This window comes from Pseudonocardia halophobica, assembly GCF_027922425.1.
Classification (GTDB): Bacteria; Actinomycetota; Actinomycetes; order Mycobacteriales; family Pseudonocardiaceae; genus Pseudonocardia; species Pseudonocardia halophobica.
The window spans coordinates 22,462-39,166 of sequence record NZ_BSFQ01000040.1 but is presented as its reverse complement, the minus strand read 5'-3'; the positions used below and the strand labels follow the sequence as shown (position 1 = coordinate 39,166).

The following is a 16,705-nucleotide window of genomic DNA, read 5'->3' as shown; positions in this document are numbered from 1 at the left end:
ACGGGCCGGTAACCTGATCGCGTGCGACTGGGTGTGCTCGACGTCGGCTCCAACACCGTGCACCTGCTGGTGGTGGACGCCCACAGGGGAGGCCACCCGACCCCCGCGACCTCGCAGAAGGCCGAATTGCGGCTGGCCGAGCACCTGCAACCGGACGGCGCGCTGAGCAGGATCGGCGTCGACTCGCTGATCGCCGCGGTGCACACCGCGCGGGACTCCGCCGCCGAGCTGGGGTGCGACGACCTGCTGGCCTTCGCCACCTCCGCACTGCGGGACGCGACGAACTCCGCCGCCGTGCTGGCGAAGGTCCGCGCCGACACCGGGGTCGCCCTCGAGGTGCTGCCGGGCGAGGACGAGGCGCGCTACACGTTCCTCGCCGTCCGCCGCTGGTACGGCTGGTCGGCCGGGCGGCTGCTGTGCCTCGACATCGGCGGGGGCTCACTGGAGCTCGCGGCGGGCCGCGACGAGCACCCGGCGGCGGCCGCGTCGCTGCCGCTCGGGGCGGGCCGGCTGACCCGCGAGTGGTTCACCGGGGACCCGCCGTCCCGCCGCGAGGTCGAGGCGCTGCGGGAGAAGGTCGACGCCGATCTCGCGCCGGTCGCGCGCGAGCTGCGGAAGCTGGGGGAGCCGGACCTGGTCGTCGGCACCTCGAAGACCTTCCGGTCCCTGGCCCGCCTGACGGGTGCGGCGCCCTCCGGCGCGGGCATCCGGGCCCGGCGGGTGCTGACCCACGCGGGGCTGCGGCAGCTCGGGTCGTTCATCAGCCGGATGTCGTCCGGGGACCTCGCGGAGCTGGAGGGCGTGAGCCCGAGCCGGGCACACCAGCTCGTCGCCGGGGCGGTCGTCGCGGAGGCCGCGATGCGGGCCCTGAAGATCACCGAACTCGATCTCTGCCCGTGGGCGTTGCGCGAGGGAGTGATCCTCCGGCGGCTCGACACCCTCGACGGGTCGACCAGGGACGACCGCTCGGCGCACGACGCGCCCGGATCACTTGGACGCTTGACGTCGTACGAGGCACGGTGTAGCGGATGAGTTCAGAGACCGACCAGCCGAGACAGCGCACGGTCGCCGAGCTGCTCGCCGAGAACGGCGGGGGATCGGCGTCCGGGCGGCGTCGACGGCGCCGCGAGGCCGACGACGCGGGCGCCGAGGCGGCGGGCGGTCCTCCCGCTGCGGAGGGCCCGGGCGTCCCCGGCCGCCACGGCGGTACACAGGCGTGGCGTGCCGAACCGGCCCCGGAGGCCCCGGCTGCCCCCGCCGAGCCCTGGCGCACCGCCCAGCCGGCGGGCAGCGCCTGGGAGCGCGGCCGCCAGGGCGGCCCGCGCCTCGAGCGCGACGCCGAGGAGGAGTCCGGCGACGACCGGGGCACCGGGTTCGGCCCGGGTGCCCGGCCGAACGGCGCGGCCCCGGGCGGGTTCGCCCCGCGCGGCTTCGGCCGCCCCGACGACGACGCCCCGCAGAACGGCTTCGCGCGCCCCGGCGCCGGTCCCAACGGCTTCGGTCCCGGTCAGGCCGGTCCGCAGCGCCCCGGCCAGAACGGCTTCGGCCCGGCCGGACAGGACGCGCAGAACGGTTTCGGCCGGGGCGCCCCGAGCCAGAACGGCGCCCCCCAGAACGGTGCCCCTACCGGCCTCGGCCAGCCACGCACCTGGCAGAACGCGAACCAGAACGGCCCAGGCCAGAACGGCCCCGGCCAGTCCGGCGCGAGCGTCCAGGACCGCCCCGGCCCACCCGCCGCGGCAGCGAACGAGCCCGACTTCGGCCGCGCCCCCCACCGGCCCGACCCGCCCGCGCAGGGCGGCTGGGCCGCGAACACGGCGTCGGCCGGCACCGTCGGCCTGCCCACCGAGGCGGGACGTACCGGTGCACCCGAACGGTCCCCCTGGGCCCCGAACGGTCGCCCCGGGCGACCGGGGGAGCCGGGTACCGAGCAGCTCGGCCGCGTCCGCGCGCCGCAGGACGAGCCGCTGACCGCCCCGTTCGGCTCCGTCTACGGGGGTCCGCCCATCCAGCTCGGCGGCCGGCCCGTCCACGACGACGAGGACGCAGGCCCGCCCACCCAGTTCGGCGCCCCGCCCCTCCACGACGAGGACGACGACGACGCCGGACCGCCCACCCAGCTGGGTGCGCCTGCCCTCGACGACGAGGACGACGACGACACCTACCACGCCCCGGCGGGCCTGGGCAGGCGTGCGCCGGTCGAGCCCGACGAGGAGGACGAGGAGGAGGGCGAGGGCACGCCGCAGGGCTGGGCCGTCGTCATCGGCCAGTGGATCGCGGGCGCCCTGGTCGGCGCCGCGGTCTGGGTCGGCTTCCGGTACCTCTGGTTCAACCTGCCGGTGGTCGCCCTGGCCGCCGCGGTGATCATCACGGTCGGCCTGGTGCTCGGGGTCCGCGCCCTGCTGCGCAACGACGACCTGCGCACCACCGCCTTCGCGGTGGGTGTGGGCCTGCTGTTGACCGTCTCGCCCGCGATCCTGGTACTCCTGGAACGGTGACCTCCCCGCCGGTCGCCCTGTCCACCGCCTCGGTCTACCCGGAGCCCGCCGCGGCGGCGTTCGAGCTGGCCGCGGAGCTGGGCTACGACGGCGTCGAGCTGATGGTCTGGACGGACCCGGTGTCGCAGGACGCCCGGGCCGTCGAGCGGCTCGCGGAGCGGTACGGGGTGCCGGTGCTGGCCGTGCACGCACCCTGCCTGGCCGTCACGCAGCGGGTGTGGGGGTCGGACCCGATCGCCCGGATCCGCCGGTCCGTCGCGGCCGCGGAGCGGTTCGGGGCGCGGACCGTCGTGCTGCACCCGCCGTTCCGCTGGCAGAGGCGCTACGCCGCGGTGTTCGCCGACGAGGTGGCCCGGGCGGGGGAGCGGTCGGGCGTGCGGCTCGCCGTCGAGAACATGTTCCCGGTGTCGCGGGGCCGGGTCCGCACCGTGCCCTACGCCCCCGGTTTCGACCCGACCGCCGTCGGCCACAGCTTCTACACGCTCGACCTCTCGCACACCGCAGCCGCCGGGTCGGACGCGCTGGCCATGCTCGACCGCATGGGGGACGGGCTGGTCCACCTGCACCTGACGGACGGCTCCGGCGGCCCGCGGGACGAGCACCTGATCCCCGGGCGCGGCACGCAGCCCTGCGCCGAGGTGTGCGAGCGGCTGGCGACGGGCCGGTTCGCGAGCGAGGGCGTGGTGGTCCTGGAGGTGAGCACGCGGCGCTGCCGGACCCGGGACCAGCGGTCGGCGATGCTGGCCGAGGCCCTGGTCTACGCGCGCCTGCACCTGGTCGCACCGGTTCCGCCGGTGTTGACCATCCCGACCATCCCGGAGCAGACGCCCCTGCCGGAGCCCGCCCCGCAGGGCTGAGCGGCGCGCGTCACACCGCCGGAGCGCGTCCGGCGTGATACGACCGTTTCATGGCTCCCACCGATGTGACCGTCGATCGGCCGTTCGCGGCGTCCACCGTGCTGACCGACGAGGGCGGGGGCCGCTTCACCGCGGAGCTCGGCACGCTGTTCTCCATCGGCGGCAAGGCCCACGGCGGCCTGCTGATGGTCCTGCTGACCAAGGCGGCGATCGCGAGGCTGAACGCCGAGCACGGCGGGGACACCGAGCTCGACCCGGTGGTCGTCGGGACGGAGTTCCTGCGCGCCCCGGAGCTGGGCACGGTGGAGCTCGAGACGGACGTGCTGAAGCTGGGCAGGCAGGCGTCGGTCGCCGCCGCCCGGATGACCCAGAACGGCAGGCTCCTGCTCTCGGCCACCGTCACGGCGGGAGCACTGCCCGACGCCGACCCGAGCTGGCTGGCCGAGTCCCCGATGCCGCTGGAGCCGCCGGCGGACGCGATCGACTTCGTGCCGGACGTCCGGACCCCCGGCGAGGGGCTGGCCGCCGCCACCGAGGCGCGCTACGACCCGGCCACGATGGCCTTCCTGCGCAAGGAGACCGCGGACCCGGTGGTGCGGGGCTGGATGCGGCCGCGCGGGGAGGACCCGGACCCGTTGTTCGCGCTGCTCGCCGGGGACGCGCTGCCGCCGACCGTGTTCAACCGGGGCGGCGGGCGCGGCTGGGCGCCGACCGTGCAGCTCACCGCGATGCTGCGGGCGCGGCCGGCGCCGGGCTGGCTGGCGCTGGAGTCGCGCTCGCAGATGATCGCCGGGACCTGGTTCGACGAGGACTGCACCGTCCGCGACGCGACGGGCCGGGTGGTCTGCCAGGCCCGCCAGCTCGCGCTCTCCCCGCTCCCGCGCCGATAGCCGCGCACCCTCCCCGACCAGCCCGGATTCCGGCGGTTACCGTCGATCCATGACACGTATCGCGGTTCTGGGCGCCGGCAAGATCGGCGAGGCGCTCCTCTCGGGGCTGCTCGCGGCGGGCCGGCCCGCGGCGGACCTGGTGTTCACCGAGCGGCACCCGGAGCGGGCCGCCGAGCTGTCCGGGCGCCTCGGGGTGGACTCGGCCGACGTGGCGGGCGCCGCGGCCAAGGCCGACGTCGTGGTGGTCGCGGTCAAGCCGCAGGACATCGCCCCGGTCCTCACCGAGCTGAAGGCGGCGCTGACCCCGGGGACGCTCGTCGTCTCGCTGTGCGCCGGCCTGCCGACCGCGCTGTTCGAGGGCGGCCTGCCCGAGGGGACGCCGGTCGTGCGGGTCATGCCGAACACCCCGATGGTCGTCGGCGAGGCGATGAGCGCGGTCTCCGGCGGCAGCCACGCCAGCGCCGAGCACCTCGCGCTGGCCGAGGAGATGCTCGGCTCGGTGGGCCGCGTGGTGCGGGTCCCCGAGGCCCAGCAGGACGCCGTGACCGCGCTGTCCGGCTCCGGCCCGGCGTACTTCTTCTACCTGGTCGAGGCCATGATCGACGCCGGGATACTGCTCGGCCTGCCGCGCGCCGTCGCCGCCGACCTGATCGTCCAGTCCGCCTTCGGCGCGGCCACCATGCTCCGCGAGTCCGACGACCACCCGGTGCTGCTCCGCGAGGCCGTCACCTCCCCGGCCGGGACGACCATCGCGGCCATCCGCGAGCTGGAGCGGCACGGCGTCCGGGCGGCCCTGATCGACGCGATCGAGGCCGCGCGGGACCGCTCGGTGGAGCTGGGACGCTCGGTGCAGAACCGTTGACCCGAACGAAGGATCACGTGTCACCCTGACGCGCGGCTGAATTCCCTGCCCGAGTGGCATGGTGTGTCGAAGGCGTCACACCGGCACCGCTATCCTCACGGGGAACACGCCGCGCGGGGGACGAGGACCCCGGGCGGGAACGTGGGACTTCTCCAGGGAAGGCGGTGTCCGGATGGCCACGCAGCAGCCAGGGCATTCAGGGCAGCCCGAACGCATCGACAACATCGCCGCGGTGCAGTTCCTCACCGTGGCGGAGGTCGCCGCCATGATGCGGGTCTCCAAGATGACCGTGTACCGGCTGGTGCACGGTGGGGAGCTCCCCGCGGCCCGGGTGGGTCGTTCGTTCCGCGTCCCGAAGCGCGCCGTCGAGGACTACCTGCGGCACGCGTACTTCGACGCGGGCTGAGCGGAGCGGGTACCCGCACCGAGCGGACGCCCGCGCAACGGACATCCGCACCGACCGCCGGGTCACCCCCGGTGGTCCGCGACCCGCCCTGGCGGGTCGCCCCGCCGGGCGCCGGGTAGGATCGGCGACCGGTCATCGTCTCGCCGTGTGCACCCGCGTGCGCGCGACCGCCGCGCGGCGGGGACACACCCTCTCGGGCCGGCTCCCGGCCGCGAGCGAAGCAGTGAGCACAGGAGGTACCGGCGCATGGGCTCGGTCATCAAGAAGCGTCGCAAGCGCATGTCCAAGAAGAAGCACCGCAAGCTGCTCCGCAAGACCCGCGTGCAGCGTCGCAAGCTCGGCAAGTGAGGTGTGACCCCGCCCGTCCCCCGCAGGGGCGGGCCGGGGTCCACCGGCCCGGGTCGCACCCGGGGTCCCTGGTCGCACGACGAACGAGGTCGGGTCCGTGACGCGCACGGGATCTCCCCGCGACGCCGACCGCAGCAGCGGTGGCGGCGCTCCCTCCGTCGTGCTGGTGACAGGTGTCAGCCGCTTCCTCGGCGGCAACCTGGCCGCACGGCTCGCCGCGAACCCCGCGATCGAGCGGGTGCTCGGCGTGGACACCGTCCCGCCGTCCCGGGACATGTTGCGCCGCATGGGCCGCGCGGAGTTCGTCCGCGCGGACATCCGCAACCCGCTCATCGCCAAGGTCATCTCCGGCGCCGGCGTCGACACCGTGGTGCACGCCGCCCTCTCCGCCGGGCCCGGCTCGTCCGGCGGCCGCACGGCGATGAAGGAGATGAACGTCATCGGGACGATGCAGCTCCTCGCCGCCTGCCAGAAGTCGGAGCGGGTGCGGCGCGTCGTCCTCAAGTCCACCACCGCCGTCTACGGCTCCGGCTCGCGCGACCCCGCGCTGTTCGACGAGTCGATGACGCCGAAGGACCTCCCCTCCGGCGGGTACGCCAAGGACGCCGCCGAGATCGAGGGCTACCTGCGCGGCTTCGCCCGCCGCCGGCCGGACGTCACGACCAGCGTCCTGCGCTTCTGCAACTACGTCGGCCCGCGCATCGAGACGGTGCTGACCCGCTACTTCTCGCTGCCGGTCGTCCCGACGATCCTCGGCTTCGACCCGCGGCTGCAGTTCCTGCACGAGGAGGACGCGCTCGCCGTGCTCGAGCGGGCCGCCGTGGAGGAGCACCCCGGGGTCTACAACGTCGCGGCCGACGGGGTGCTCATGCTCTCCCAGGCCATCCGCCGGGCCGGCCGGGTGCAGGCCGGGGTCCCGGCGCCGCTGGTCGGGCCGGTCGGGCGGTTCCTGCGCGGCACCCGCGTCGTCGACTACTCGCCGGAGCAGATGCGGTTCCTCAACTTCGGCCGGGTGGTGGACACGACGAGGTTGAAGGAACGCTTCGGCTTCCACCCTCGTTGGACCACCGTCCAGGCCTTCGACGACTACGTCCGCGGCCGCGCGCTCCGGCCGGTCCTCGGGGCGGAGCGGATCGAGGCGGCGGAGCGGACGGTCCTGCAGGCCGCGCGGATGCTGCGCTAGCGGGCCACGGGCCGGGGGTAGGGCATGGTGCGGCGGTCGGGGAAATCGGACAACGGCGCAGGTTCGGAGGGGGTTCGGGTGCCGGAAGCGCGCGTCATCCCGTTGCGGGCGGACGAGACCGGGGGACGCACCCGGTGGCGGCTCGGGGAGGGCCGCGACCGGGGCGGGAGCCGCCCGGGCGCGCGCACCCGCGCGGGCACGGAGGCACGCGAGCCGGGGCGCGAGACCGGGCGTGAGCCGGGCCGCACCCGTCGTCCGGCCACGACCACGCCCCGCCCGCGCCCGGGGCTCGACGAGGACGGGAGCGGCGGCGCCGCGGTGCCGCCCGTCGCGGCCGTGCCGGACCCGGAGCCCCCGGCCTGGGAGGTCGGGCTCGAGGAGGTGCTGCGCTTCCTGCGCCGCCGCCTCTCCGGCGACTACTCGGTCGACGAGTTCGGCTTCGACGCCGACCTCGCCGACAAGGTGCTCGCGCCCGCGCTGCGCCCGCTCTACGAGCGCTGGTTCCGGGTCGAGACGATCGGCCTGCACCACGTCCCGGACACCGGCGGCGCGCTCGTCGTCGCCAACCATTCGGGAACCCTCCCGCTCGACGCGCTGATGACCATCCAGGCGCTGCACGACGAGCACCCGGCCGCCCGCCGGCTGCGGCTGCTGGGCGCGGACCTCATGTTCAAGCTGCCGGTGGTGGGTGAGCTGGCCCGCAAGAACGGCGCCACCCTCGCCTGCAACGCCGACGCGGAGCGGCTGATGTCCTCCGGCGAGCTCGTCGGGGTGTTCCCGGAGGGCTTCAAGGGCATCGGCAAGCCCTTCAAGGACCGGTACAAGCTGCAGCGCTTCGGCCGCGGCGGGTTCGTCTCGGCCGCGCTGCGCACCGGCGTGCCGATCATCCCGTGCTCGATCGTCGGCGCGGAGGAGACCTACCCGAAGATCGGCGACATCGCGCCGCTGGCCCGGCTGCTCGGCGCGCCGTACTTCCCGATCACGCCGACCTTCCCGCTGCTCGGCCCGCTGGGTCTCGTCCCGCTGCCGTCGAAGTGGTACATCGAGTTCGGCGAGCCGATCTCGCTCGACGCCTACACCCCGGCCGACGCCGAGGACCCGATGCTCGTGTTCAACCTGACCGACCAGGTGCGCGAGACCATCCAGCACACTCTCTACCGGCTGCTCAGCCAGCGGCGCAACGTGTTCCTGGGCTGAGCCGGGGCGCTCAGCGCCGCCGGTACGCCACGCCGGCGGCGACCGCCCCGGCCAGCGCGCCGGCGCCCAGCACCGAGGGCACCCCGATCCGGGCCACCTTGCGCCCGCTGCGGAAGTCCCGGATCTGCCACCCGCGGTCCTTGGCGACGTCCCGCAGCTCGGAGTCCGGGTTGACGGCCACGGCGGTGCCGACCGCGGACAGCATCGGCACGTCGTTCACCGAGTCCGAGTAGGCGGTGCAGCGCCGCAGGTCCAGGCCCTCGGTGGCCGCCAGCGCGCGCACCGCATGGGCCTTCGCCGGGCCGTGCAGGATCTCGCCGACCAGCCGCCCGGTGTAGTGCCCGTCGACGCTCTCGGCGACCGTGCCGAGCGCCCCGGTCAGGCCGAGCCGCCGGGCGATGATCAGGGCCAGCTCGACGGGCGTCGCCGTGACCAGCCAGACCCGCTGCCCGGCGTCGAGGTGCATCTGGGCGAGCGCGCGGGTGCCGGCCCAGATCCGGTCCGCCATCAGCTCGTCGTAGATCTCCTCGCCGAGCGACACGACCTCGTCGACGGGGCGGCCCGCCACGAAGGACAGCGCGGTGTCCCGGTGCCCGGCGATGCCGTTCTTGTCCTCGCGCCCGCCGATCCGGAACTTGAGCTGCTGCCAGGCGAAGCCGGCGAGGTCGGAGGTGGTGAAGAACTTGCGGGCGGCCAGCCCGCGGGCGAAGTGGAAGATCGAGGCGCCGACCATCATCGTGTTGTCGACGTCGAAGAACGCGGCCGCGGTGAGGTCCACGTCGGCCGCCGCGGACGGCGGGGGCTCACCGGCGGCCACGGCGGCGGCCGCGGCGGCCTCGCCCGCCCGCTGCGCGCGGTCGAGGGCCGTGGCCTCCTCGATCACGTCGGTCGTCTCGGTGACGCCCGCCACCTCACCGTGGGCACCGTTCCGAAGCGGGTCGGCGGCGCCGTTCCGGTCCGCCCCGCCCGCACCCTGCGGCTCACCGTGCTCCACAACCACCTCGGGTCCTACCACCTGGGGGCCTCCCGGTCCGCGCTCGCGCCGGTCCGTGCCCGCCGTGCCGATCCGTCCGCCGGTCCGACCGGTCCGTGACCGGTCGGGCACCGCGCGTCCAGCCTACTGGGCGACCCCGACCGTACCGGCGCGAAACGGCCTCCGGACGCGGAACCGGGGCCGCACGGTGTGTCACCGCGCGGCCCCGCTCCGTCGTCGGGCCGTCCGCCGCTCAGCCGATGGTGATCGGCCCGAGGCCGGGCAGCAGCGGCGGCAGCGTGATCGGGGGCAGGACCCCGCCCCCGCCGCCGCTCGGTGCGTCGGACGAGCTCTGCTCCGTGCTGCTGGACTTCTCCGAGCCGCTCGTCGTGGTGCTCGTCGCACCCGCGTCGCCGGTGCCGGGCAGGACGCCGTCCGGCAGCAGCCCGTTCTCGGTCGCGCTCGGGTCGCCCGACGGCTGCGGGCCGGTGCTGTCCGACGGCGCGGCCGGGCTGGTGCGCGCGGACTGCGGGCTGCCGTTCGGGACCGGCTCGTCGACCGCGCCGCCGCCCTGGCCGGCGTTCGACGCGACCGGGACGCAGGGGCCGGTGGCCGGGATCGGGCCGAGGTCGTCGACGCCGTCGCTGACCTCGCTGCAGCCCATCCGGGCCTGCAGGGCCGCGGCCCGCTCGGACATGCGCTCCACCAGCCGCGCCGATCGGTCGGCGCCCGGGATCTCGCCGCCGGAGGTCCGCAGGGCCTCGATCGCCCGGGCCTGCTTCTGCGCCCAGGCGTCGAGGTCGCCGAGGCCGGTGTCGGTCGGCGGCTGGGCGCCGGACAGCATCATCCGCGAGCCCTCGCTGGCCGCGTCGTCGAACGCGGTGAGCGCGGACTCGTAGGTGTCGGCGGACGGCGCGCGGACGGCCTGCTGCAGTGCCCGCACCTCGTCCAGCCGGGTCGCGGCCAGGTCGAGGTGGCGCTGGGCCTTGGCCGCGTCGCCGAAGGTGAACGCGGTGCCGGTGGACTCGGTCGCGAGCTTGACCGCGTAGAGGCTGTCGCCCGGCAGCGCGTCGCGGCTCATCATCGCCGTGCCGCCGGTGAGGGCGACCAGTGCGAGCGCGGCGGCGCCGCCGACGAGGGCGACCCGCTTGCGCAGGCTCGGCCGCCGCCCGCCCGGGCCGCGGGACCCGCCGGCGCGGCCGGGGTTGTCCGGGTGGTCGGTGGGCAGCACGTGCCGCGGGCCCCGCCTCGACCGCCGGGGGCCGGCGCCCACCGCGGACGGGGCCGCCACGGTGCGCTCACCGGAGGAACCGGAGCGGGTCGCGCCCTCGGGGCCCTCCGGCCGCAGCGCGGCGGTGAGGTCGCTGGTCTGCTCCAGCGCGTCCGCCGGGACCGGGTCGATCCGGGTGGTCCGCTCCGTGGCGGACTCCTCCGGCGCGCCCCACTCCTTCTCCAGGGCGGCGAAGAAGTTCGAGCGCATGCGCTCGGCGGTCTCGTCGTCCGGGCTCAGGTCGGTACGGCTGCGATCGAGCGCGGCCGCGAGGGCCAGCTCGTGCTCAAGATCGTCGTCCGGCGCGAATCGGGGGTCGAGCTGTTCCTCGCCCCACCACTCGTCGTCCGAGCCCCATCGTCCCGCGGGCATGTTCGCCGTCCTCACTGCATCCCTGCACTGTTCGTCAGCGTCCGGCCCGATCGGGACCTCGCGCTCTGCCGACGTTCACCCACACAACGAGACGGGCGGTCGTCGGTTACGGCACAAGGACCGTTCACCGCTTGGTGTGGCTCACTCGTCGCATCCGTAACGACAAGCATGTAGTTCGCGATATAGGCGCCGCTCACCGCAACCCCTCGGGGAGGAGCTGCGCCAGGCGGCGGACGGCGCGGTGCTGCAGCGCCTTCACGGCCCCCTCGGCCCGGTTCATCCGCTGCGCGGTCTCGGCGACCGACAGCCCCTGCAGGAACCGCATGCGGATGCAGTCCTGCTGGTCGGGGTTGAGCTTCTCGATCGCCTTGAGCAGCTCGGAGTTCGTGGCGTTCTCGATGACCTGCTGCTCCGGCCCGTGCGTGCTGGGGGAGTGCTCGACCATGTCGGCGGTCGTCGACTCGAGCCGGTACCGGCTGGACTTGACGTGGTCGAAGATCAGGTTGCGCGCGATCGTGACGAACCAGGCGCCGATGTCCCGGCCCTGGTAGCTCACCGAGCCGATCCGGCGCAGCGCGCGCAGGAACGTCTCCTGGGTGAGGTCCTCGGCCAGCGTGCGGTCGCCGAGCCGGAACAGCACGTACCGGAAGACGACCTCGTGGTAGCGCGCGTACAGCTCCTTGAAGGCGTTCTGGTCGCCGGCCTGGCAGGCCTTGACCAGGGTCCAGGAGCCGCCGCCGTCCGGCTCGGCGTCCGGGCGCGGCTCGGCCGCCTCCGGCGCGGGCTCGGCCGGGCGCGGCGGCGGGCCCACGGGGGGACCCGACGGCGGTGGTCCCGCCGGCGGCGGGACGGCGTGGGGACGGGCGACGGGGGGAGCTGTCACGGGCGCCTGCTGTCGGGTCGGCCGGCCGTCCGGGGTCCGGCCGTCGGCCGGGGCGGTCGGGTCGGGCGCGGACGGGGGAGCGGCGGGTGCCGGGCGGTGGGTCGTGGAGCCGACGGACCGGGCCTGCCGGGGCAGGTCCGACCAGGAGGAGGGGGCCGGGTCCGCACCGGTCGGGTGCGAGGGCCCGAACCGCTCCGTGGGGAGCAGCCCGTCGGGACGCATCGAGGAGGTCATGAAGCCCGGTGCACCCGGTGTCGGACAGGGCAGCGCGGGAGGACCCGCGGTGCGCTGGCAACAGGCTGCATGCCACTCCCTTGGGTGAGAACTCGTGCCGAACCCGGCGGTCCGGCGTTGGCAGGTTGTGGGGGCGGACTCTAGGGCAGCCGCTCGGCGCCCAGACGGGTGCCACCGCTCGCCGAATGCCTTATCCGGTGAGCGGACGGTCACGCGCGGTCAACGTGGTCGTGGCGCAGCGTGTTCGGTCGACGCGCCGCGTGACGGCGTGTCGACCTGCCGCCGGGCGCACGGGGGTTGCGCTCGGCCGGACTTCACGTCATGCGCGAGGGCGGCCGCGCCGTCTGCCAGACTCGGCGCGTGCAGCCTTCCACCACCCGGGGCCCCGGCCCCGGGCCCGACGTCGAGCACCTGGGTGAGCTGGTCCGGCGGGCGGCGCGCCGCGAGCCCGGCCAGCCCGCGGTCGTCGACGTCACCGCCGGGCGCACGCTGACCTGGGCGGAGCTCGACGCCGCCGCCGACGCGGAGGCCGCGCGGCTCGCCGCCGCCGGGATCGGCCCCGGGGACCGGGTCGTGCTCGTGCTGCCCAACGGTGCCGGCTTCTGCGTCGCCCTGTTCGGCGTGCTGCGTGCCGGGGCGATCGCCGTCCCCGTCGGCCAGCGGTCGGTGGCCCGCGAGGTCGCCGTGGTCCTCGACGTCGCCCCGCCCGCCGCCGTCGTCGCCGACGCGGGGGTCGCGGCCGACGTCGCCCGGGAGGCCGGCGTGCCGGTGCTCGCGCCGCCGCCCGCCGAGCCGGAGGCGCCCGGCGCCCCGGTGCCCGAGGCGCCGGGCGGCGAGGCGATCGCGCTCCTCATCTACACGTCCGGCACCACCGGCCGCCCGCGCGGCGTGCAGCTGTCGCACCGCGCGCTGCTGGCCAACCGGGCGCAGACCGCCGCGCTGCGACCCGCGCCCGTCACCCCGGCCGACCGGGTCCTGCTGGCGCTGCCGCTCTTCCACAGCTTCGGCCTGGCCGCCGGCCTCCTGCAGGTCTGCTGGGCCGGCGCGACCGCCGTGCTCACCGAGCGGTTCGACGCCGCCGCCACCCCGCGGATCCTGCGCGACCACCGGGTCAGCGCGGTGGCCGGCGTCCCGTCGCTCTACCGCGCCCTGCTCGACGTCCCGGCCGAGGACCTGCGTTCCGCGCTCGAGGGGGTGCGCATCTGCACCTCCGGCGGCGCCCCGCTGCCGCCGGCCTGGCTCACCGCCTTCCGCGAGGCCACCGGGACGGAGGTGCTCGAGGGCTACGGGCTGTCCGAGGCCGGCCCGGTCGTCACCTGCAACATCCCGGGGCACAGCAAGCCGGGGTCGGTCGGCAGGCCGATCCCGGGCGTCGAGCTGCGCCTGGTCGACGCCGAGGGCGAGCCGCTCGCCGGGCGCGCCGCCGAGGAGGGCGAGGAGGGCGACACCGCGGACGTCTTCTCCGACCCGGAGGAGGACACCGGGCTGGTCGCGCTGCGCGGCCCCAACCTCTTCTCCGGCTACTGGCCGGACGGCGCGGGCGGGCCCGACGCGGAGGGCTGGTTCCGGACCGCGGACGTCGGCTACCTCGACGCGGACGGGGACCTGCACCTCGTGGACCGGTCGACGGACCTCATCATCGTCAACGGGTTCAACGTCTACCCCCGCGAGGTCGAGGAGGTCCTCGCCGGGATGGACGAGGTGGCCGAGGTCGCGGTCGTCGGCGTGCCGGACGATCGGACGGGCGCCGCCGTCAAGGCCGTGATCGTGCCCGCGCCGGGCACGAGCCCGGACGAGGAGTCCGTCCGGGAGTACTGCGCGACCCGGCTGGCCCGCTTCAAGCGGCCCACCGTGATCGCGTTCGTCGACGAGCTGCCGCGCACGCCGACGGGCAAGATCGCCCGGCGGGTGCTGGCGGGGACGGGGACGGCATGAGCCGGACGGTCACCGTGCTGAGCAGGGCGAACTGCCACCTGTGCGAGGTCGCCGAGGCGGACGTCGCGCGGATCTGCGGCGAGCTGGGCGTGGAGTGGCGCACCGAGGACGTCGACGCCGACCCGGAGCTGCGCGCCGAGTACGGCGACATGGTCCCGGTGATCCTCATCGACGGGAAGCAGCACGGCTACTACCGGGTGGAGGAGGAGCGGTTCCGCACCGCCCTCACCCGCTGACCGCACCGGGCCGAACCTCCACCCGCCCCGGGGGCGAACCATGGACGTGAGCCACACCCTCGCCCGTCCCGCCGCCCCGGTCCTGTCGCGTCCCGTCGCCGCCGCGGTCGCGGTGCTCGCCGTGGGCGCGGCGCTCGGGGTGGGCCAGCTCGCCGCCGGGCTGCTGTCGCCCACGTCGTCGCCCTATCTCGCGGTCGGGGACGCGGTGGTCCGCCTGGCGCCGCCGCCGGTCGTCGAGTTCGCGAAGTCGGCCTTCGGCACCGCGGACAAGCCGGTGCTGCTCGCCGGGATGGCCGTGGTGCTGCTGCTGGTCGCGGTGGCCGCCGGGCTCGCGTCGCGCCGCTCGTCGGTGCCGGCGCAGGTCGTGATCGGGGTGCTCGGGCTGGCGGGGATCGTCGCCGTCGTCCTCGGTCCGGCGTTCGCGCCGGCGGACCTGGTCGCGCCGCTCGCCGCGGCCGCGGCGGGCCTGTGGGTGGTGCGCACGCTGCACCGGCTCGCCCTCGCCGCGGCGGTGGCCCCCGCGGCGCCGGGCGTGCGCGGGCTCCCGCGGCGGACGGTGCTGATCGGGGCCTCGGCCGCGGTCGGGGTCGGTGCGCTGGCGGCCGGCGGGGTGGGCGTGGCCCTCGGGCGCGGGACCGTCGACTCGCGGACCCGGCTCACCCAGCGGCTCGCCGCCGCGACCGTCGTCCGCGAGGCCCCGCTGCCGCCCGGCACGGACTTCGCCGCCGAGCTGGGCACCACGCGGTTCGTCACGCCGAACCCGGAGTTCTACCGGATCGACACGGCCCTGCGGGTGCCGCAGCTGCGCGCCGAGGACTGGAGCCTCCGCGTGCACGGCCGCGTCGCGCGGGAGCTCACGCTGACCGTCGACGACCTGTTCGCCCGCCCGCTCGTCGAGCGGACGATCACGATGACCTGCGTGTCCAACGAGGTCGGCGGCGACCTCGTCTCGACGGCCCGGTTCGTCGGCGTCGAGCTCGCGGACGTGCTCCGCGAGGCGGGCCCGCTGCCCGGCGCCGACCAGATCCTCTCCACCAGCACGGACGGCTGGACGGCCGGCACCCCGACCGGCGTGGTCCTCGAGCCGGGGCGCGGGGCGCTGCTGGCGCTGGGGATGAACGGCGAGGCGCTGCCCGCCGAGCACGGCTTCCCGGTGCGGATGGTCGTGCCCGGGCTGTACGGCTACGTCTCGGCCACCAAGTGGGTCACCGACCTCGAGCTGACCTCGTTCGCCGACCGCGGCTCCTACTGGGTGCGGCGCGGCTGGGGCGAGCGCGGGCCGATCAAGACGGAGTGCCGCATCGACCTGCCCCGCGGGTTCTCGCAGGTGCCGGCCGGACGGGTGACCGTCGCCGGCATCGCCTGGTCCCAGCCGCGCGGCATCTCGCGGGTCGAGATCAGCGTCGACGGCGGCCCGTGGACCGAGGCGCAGCTGGCCGCGGAGGTCGGCGGGAACACCTGGCGGATGTGGCGCGGCACGGTCGAGGTGGGTCCGGGCAGCCACACCGTCCGCGCCCGGGCCACGGACGGCCTGGGCGACCTGCAGACCGAGCAGCGCGCCGACGTGCTGCCCGACGGGGCGACGGGCTGGCCGGCGATGATCTTCTCCGCGGCCTGACCGGGCGGCCGAGACCTGATCGTGATCGCGCCGGGCGGGCGTGCCGGCGGCGGACACGTTAGGCATGGGCAGACCCCGGGAAGGAGAGATGTCGTGCGCAGCATCCAGCGTCTGGTCACCCTCGGAGCGGTCGCCGCCGCCGTCGTCGTGCTGGGGGCGTGTTCCGCGCCCGCCCAGGAACCGTCCACCGCGACGGACGTGCCGCCCGTGCCCACCGTCGCCGCGAAGGGTCCGCTGACCCCGACGCCGGGCCCGGGCAGCACGAACGCCCTGGAGGTCTTCGGCCCGGGCTGCGCCTCGCTGCCCACCGGCGACGACCCCGGCTCCCTGTCCAGCATGTCGCTGGCCCCGGTCGCGGCCGCCGTCGAGACGAACCCGCAGCTCACCACGCTGACCGCGCTGATCGGCCGGGCGAACCTCACCGAGGCGCTCAACGCCGCGCCCGGCGTCACGCTCTTCGCCCCGACGAACGAGGCCTTCGCCAAGCTCTCCCCGGAGCAGCTCGCGGCCCTGCAGGCCGACCCGGCCCGGCTCGCCGGGCTGGTGCAGTACCACGTGTCCGGCACCCGGCAGAGCGCCGAGGAGCTGCGGGCCGCCGGTACCTCGACCGAGCTCGCGGGCGGCACGGTGCGGATCGGCGGTACGGGCGAGGAGATGACCGTCGCGGGCGGCTCCGGCACCCCCGCGAACGTCCTCTGCGGGAACATCCCGACCGGGAACGGGACGGTCTTCATGATCGACTCGGTGCTCCTGCCGCAGGCCTGACCCGGCACCCGGGGCGCACCCCGGACCGTCACCGCCCCGGGCGTGTCGTACGACACGTGCGGGGCGGTCCGGCGCGGTGAACGGCCGGTACCGGACGACCACCGGTCCGCGCGCGCCGGGCGCGCCCGGAGCACGTCCGGGACCAAGATCGCAACTTTGTGCACGCCTTCACGAGCGA

General features: G+C 75.8%; 16 protein-coding genes. 13 read left to right on the top strand and 3 right to left on the bottom strand.

The features are described from left to right. The first annotated feature begins 21 nt into the window (after nucleotides 1-21). The 9 genes from PKE99_RS30880 to PKE99_RS30840 all read left to right on the top strand — a co-directional run bounded on the left by PKE99_RS30880 (nucleotide 22) and on the right by PKE99_RS30840 (nucleotide 8,241). Entirely contained in the window at nucleotides 22-1,032 is a 1,011-nt protein-coding gene (locus tag PKE99_RS30880; protein WP_037052975.1) for a Ppx/GppA family phosphatase, read from the top strand. Then, entirely contained in the window at nucleotides 1,029-2,498 is a 1,470-nt protein-coding gene (locus PKE99_RS30875; protein ID WP_037052978.1) for a Yip1 family protein, read from the top strand. Before PKE99_RS30880 ends, PKE99_RS30875 begins: the two co-directional genes overlap by 4 nt. Then, nucleotides 2,495-3,355: a sugar phosphate isomerase/epimerase family protein gene (locus PKE99_RS30870; RefSeq protein ID WP_081924696.1), complete on the top strand. Its 861-nt coding sequence runs from the start codon at nucleotides 2,495-2,497 to the stop codon at nucleotides 3,353-3,355. The genes PKE99_RS30875 and PKE99_RS30870 overlap by 4 nt, the downstream gene beginning before the upstream one ends. Nucleotides 3,356-3,405: 50 nt before the next feature. Continuing rightward, entirely contained in the window at nucleotides 3,406-4,245 is an 840-nt protein-coding gene (locus PKE99_RS30865) for a thioesterase family protein (protein WP_037052981.1), read from the top strand. 49 nt (nucleotides 4,246-4,294) lie between these two features. Next, nucleotides 4,295-5,107 carry a pyrroline-5-carboxylate reductase gene (gene proC / locus PKE99_RS30860; protein ID WP_037052984.1) on the top strand — a complete coding sequence of 271 codons (813 nt, stop codon included), beginning with the start codon at nucleotides 4,295-4,297 and terminating at the stop codon, nucleotides 5,105-5,107. A 172-nt stretch (nucleotides 5,108-5,279) separates the two neighbouring features. Next, nucleotides 5,280-5,513: a helix-turn-helix domain-containing protein gene (locus PKE99_RS30855; RefSeq protein ID WP_037052988.1), complete on the top strand. Its 234-nt coding sequence runs from the start codon at nucleotides 5,280-5,282 to the stop codon at nucleotides 5,511-5,513. 246 nt (nucleotides 5,514-5,759) lie between these two features. Further along, complete coding sequence (locus tag PKE99_RS30850) at nucleotides 5,760-5,861, top strand: 30S ribosomal protein bS22 (protein WP_010241351.1); 102 nt, start codon at nucleotides 5,760-5,762, stop codon at nucleotides 5,859-5,861. A 97-nt stretch (nucleotides 5,862-5,958) separates the two neighbouring features. Next, nucleotides 5,959-7,044, top strand: a complete 1,086-nt coding sequence (locus PKE99_RS30845; protein WP_051738227.1) for an NAD-dependent epimerase/dehydratase family protein — start codon at nucleotides 5,959-5,961, stop codon at nucleotides 7,042-7,044. A gap of 78 nt (nucleotides 7,045-7,122) precedes the next feature. After that, complete coding sequence (locus tag PKE99_RS30840; protein ID WP_425566509.1) at nucleotides 7,123-8,241, top strand: lysophospholipid acyltransferase family protein; 1,119 nt, start codon at nucleotides 7,123-7,125, stop codon at nucleotides 8,239-8,241. Nucleotides 8,242-8,251: 10 nt separating this feature from the next. Here the strand turns inward: PKE99_RS30840 and PKE99_RS30835 are convergent, their stop codons facing one another. The 3 genes from PKE99_RS30835 to PKE99_RS30825 form a co-directional block, all read right to left on the bottom strand. Further along, the gene (locus PKE99_RS30835) at nucleotides 8,252-9,124 is read right to left on the bottom strand and encodes an HAD family hydrolase (RefSeq protein WP_037053058.1); all 873 of its coding nucleotides are present in this window, start codon (nucleotides 9,122-9,124) and stop codon (nucleotides 8,252-8,254) included. Nucleotides 9,125-9,467: 343 nt separating this feature from the next. After that, the gene (locus PKE99_RS30830; RefSeq protein WP_051738228.1) at nucleotides 9,468-10,856 is read right to left on the bottom strand and encodes a DUF5667 domain-containing protein; all 1,389 of its coding nucleotides are present in this window, start codon (nucleotides 10,854-10,856) and stop codon (nucleotides 9,468-9,470) included. Between the two features lie 193 nt (nucleotides 10,857-11,049). Then, nucleotides 11,050-11,667, bottom strand: a complete 618-nt coding sequence (locus PKE99_RS30825; RefSeq protein ID WP_037053070.1) for a sigma-70 family RNA polymerase sigma factor — start codon at nucleotides 11,665-11,667, stop codon at nucleotides 11,050-11,052. 627 nt (nucleotides 11,668-12,294) lie between these two features. On the opposite strand from PKE99_RS30825, the gene PKE99_RS30820 reads away from it, so the two are divergent. The 4 genes from PKE99_RS30820 to PKE99_RS30805 all read left to right on the top strand — a co-directional run bounded on the left by PKE99_RS30820 (nucleotide 12,295) and on the right by PKE99_RS30805 (nucleotide 16,527). Further along, nucleotides 12,295-13,908: an AMP-binding protein gene (locus PKE99_RS30820; protein WP_438865921.1), complete on the top strand. Its 1,614-nt coding sequence runs from the start codon at nucleotides 12,295-12,297 to the stop codon at nucleotides 13,906-13,908. Beyond that, a complete protein-coding gene (locus PKE99_RS30815; RefSeq protein WP_037052991.1) occupies nucleotides 13,905-14,144 on the top strand; it encodes a glutaredoxin family protein in 240 nt (79 codons plus the stop codon). The genes PKE99_RS30820 and PKE99_RS30815 overlap by 4 nt, the downstream gene beginning before the upstream one ends. A gap of 40 nt (nucleotides 14,145-14,184) precedes the next feature. Further along, nucleotides 14,185-15,762, top strand: coding sequence for a molybdopterin-dependent oxidoreductase (locus PKE99_RS30810; RefSeq protein WP_037052994.1), 1,578 nt, complete (start codon nucleotides 14,185-14,187; stop codon nucleotides 15,760-15,762). 93 nt (nucleotides 15,763-15,855) lie between these two features. Further along, a complete protein-coding gene (locus tag PKE99_RS30805) occupies nucleotides 15,856-16,527 on the top strand; it encodes a fasciclin domain-containing protein (protein ID WP_051738229.1) in 672 nt (223 codons plus the stop codon). The last annotated feature ends 178 nt before the right edge of the window (nucleotides 16,528-16,705 follow it).

Bases quoted from the DNA above. Each gene is read 5' to 3' on its own strand.
- PKE99_RS30875 (WP_037052978.1), top strand. From the start codon at position 1,029: ATGAGTTCAGAGACCGACCAGCCGAGACAGCGCACGGTCGCCGAGCTG.
- PKE99_RS30865 (WP_037052981.1), top strand. From the start codon at position 3,406: ATGGCTCCCACCGATGTGACCGTCGATCGGCCGTTCGCGGCGTCCACC.
- proC (WP_037052984.1), top strand. From the start codon at position 4,295: ATGACACGTATCGCGGTTCTGGGCGCCGGCAAGATCGGCGAGGCGCTC.
- PKE99_RS30855 (WP_037052988.1), top strand. From the start codon at position 5,280: ATGGCCACGCAGCAGCCAGGGCATTCAGGGCAGCCCGAACGCATCGAC.
- PKE99_RS30850 (WP_010241351.1), top strand. From the start codon at position 5,760: ATGGGCTCGGTCATCAAGAAGCGTCGCAAGCGCATGTCCAAGAAGAAG.
- PKE99_RS30830 (WP_051738228.1), bottom strand. From the start codon at position 10,856: ATGCCCGCGGGACGATGGGGCTCGGACGACGAGTGGTGGGGCGAGGAA.
- PKE99_RS30820 (WP_438865921.1), top strand. From the start codon at position 12,295: ATGCGCGAGGGCGGCCGCGCCGTCTGCCAGACTCGGCGCGTGCAGCCT.
- PKE99_RS30815 (WP_037052991.1), top strand. From the start codon at position 13,905: ATGAGCCGGACGGTCACCGTGCTGAGCAGGGCGAACTGCCACCTGTGC.
- PKE99_RS30810 (WP_037052994.1), top strand. From the start codon at position 14,185: ATGGACGTGAGCCACACCCTCGCCCGTCCCGCCGCCCCGGTCCTGTCG.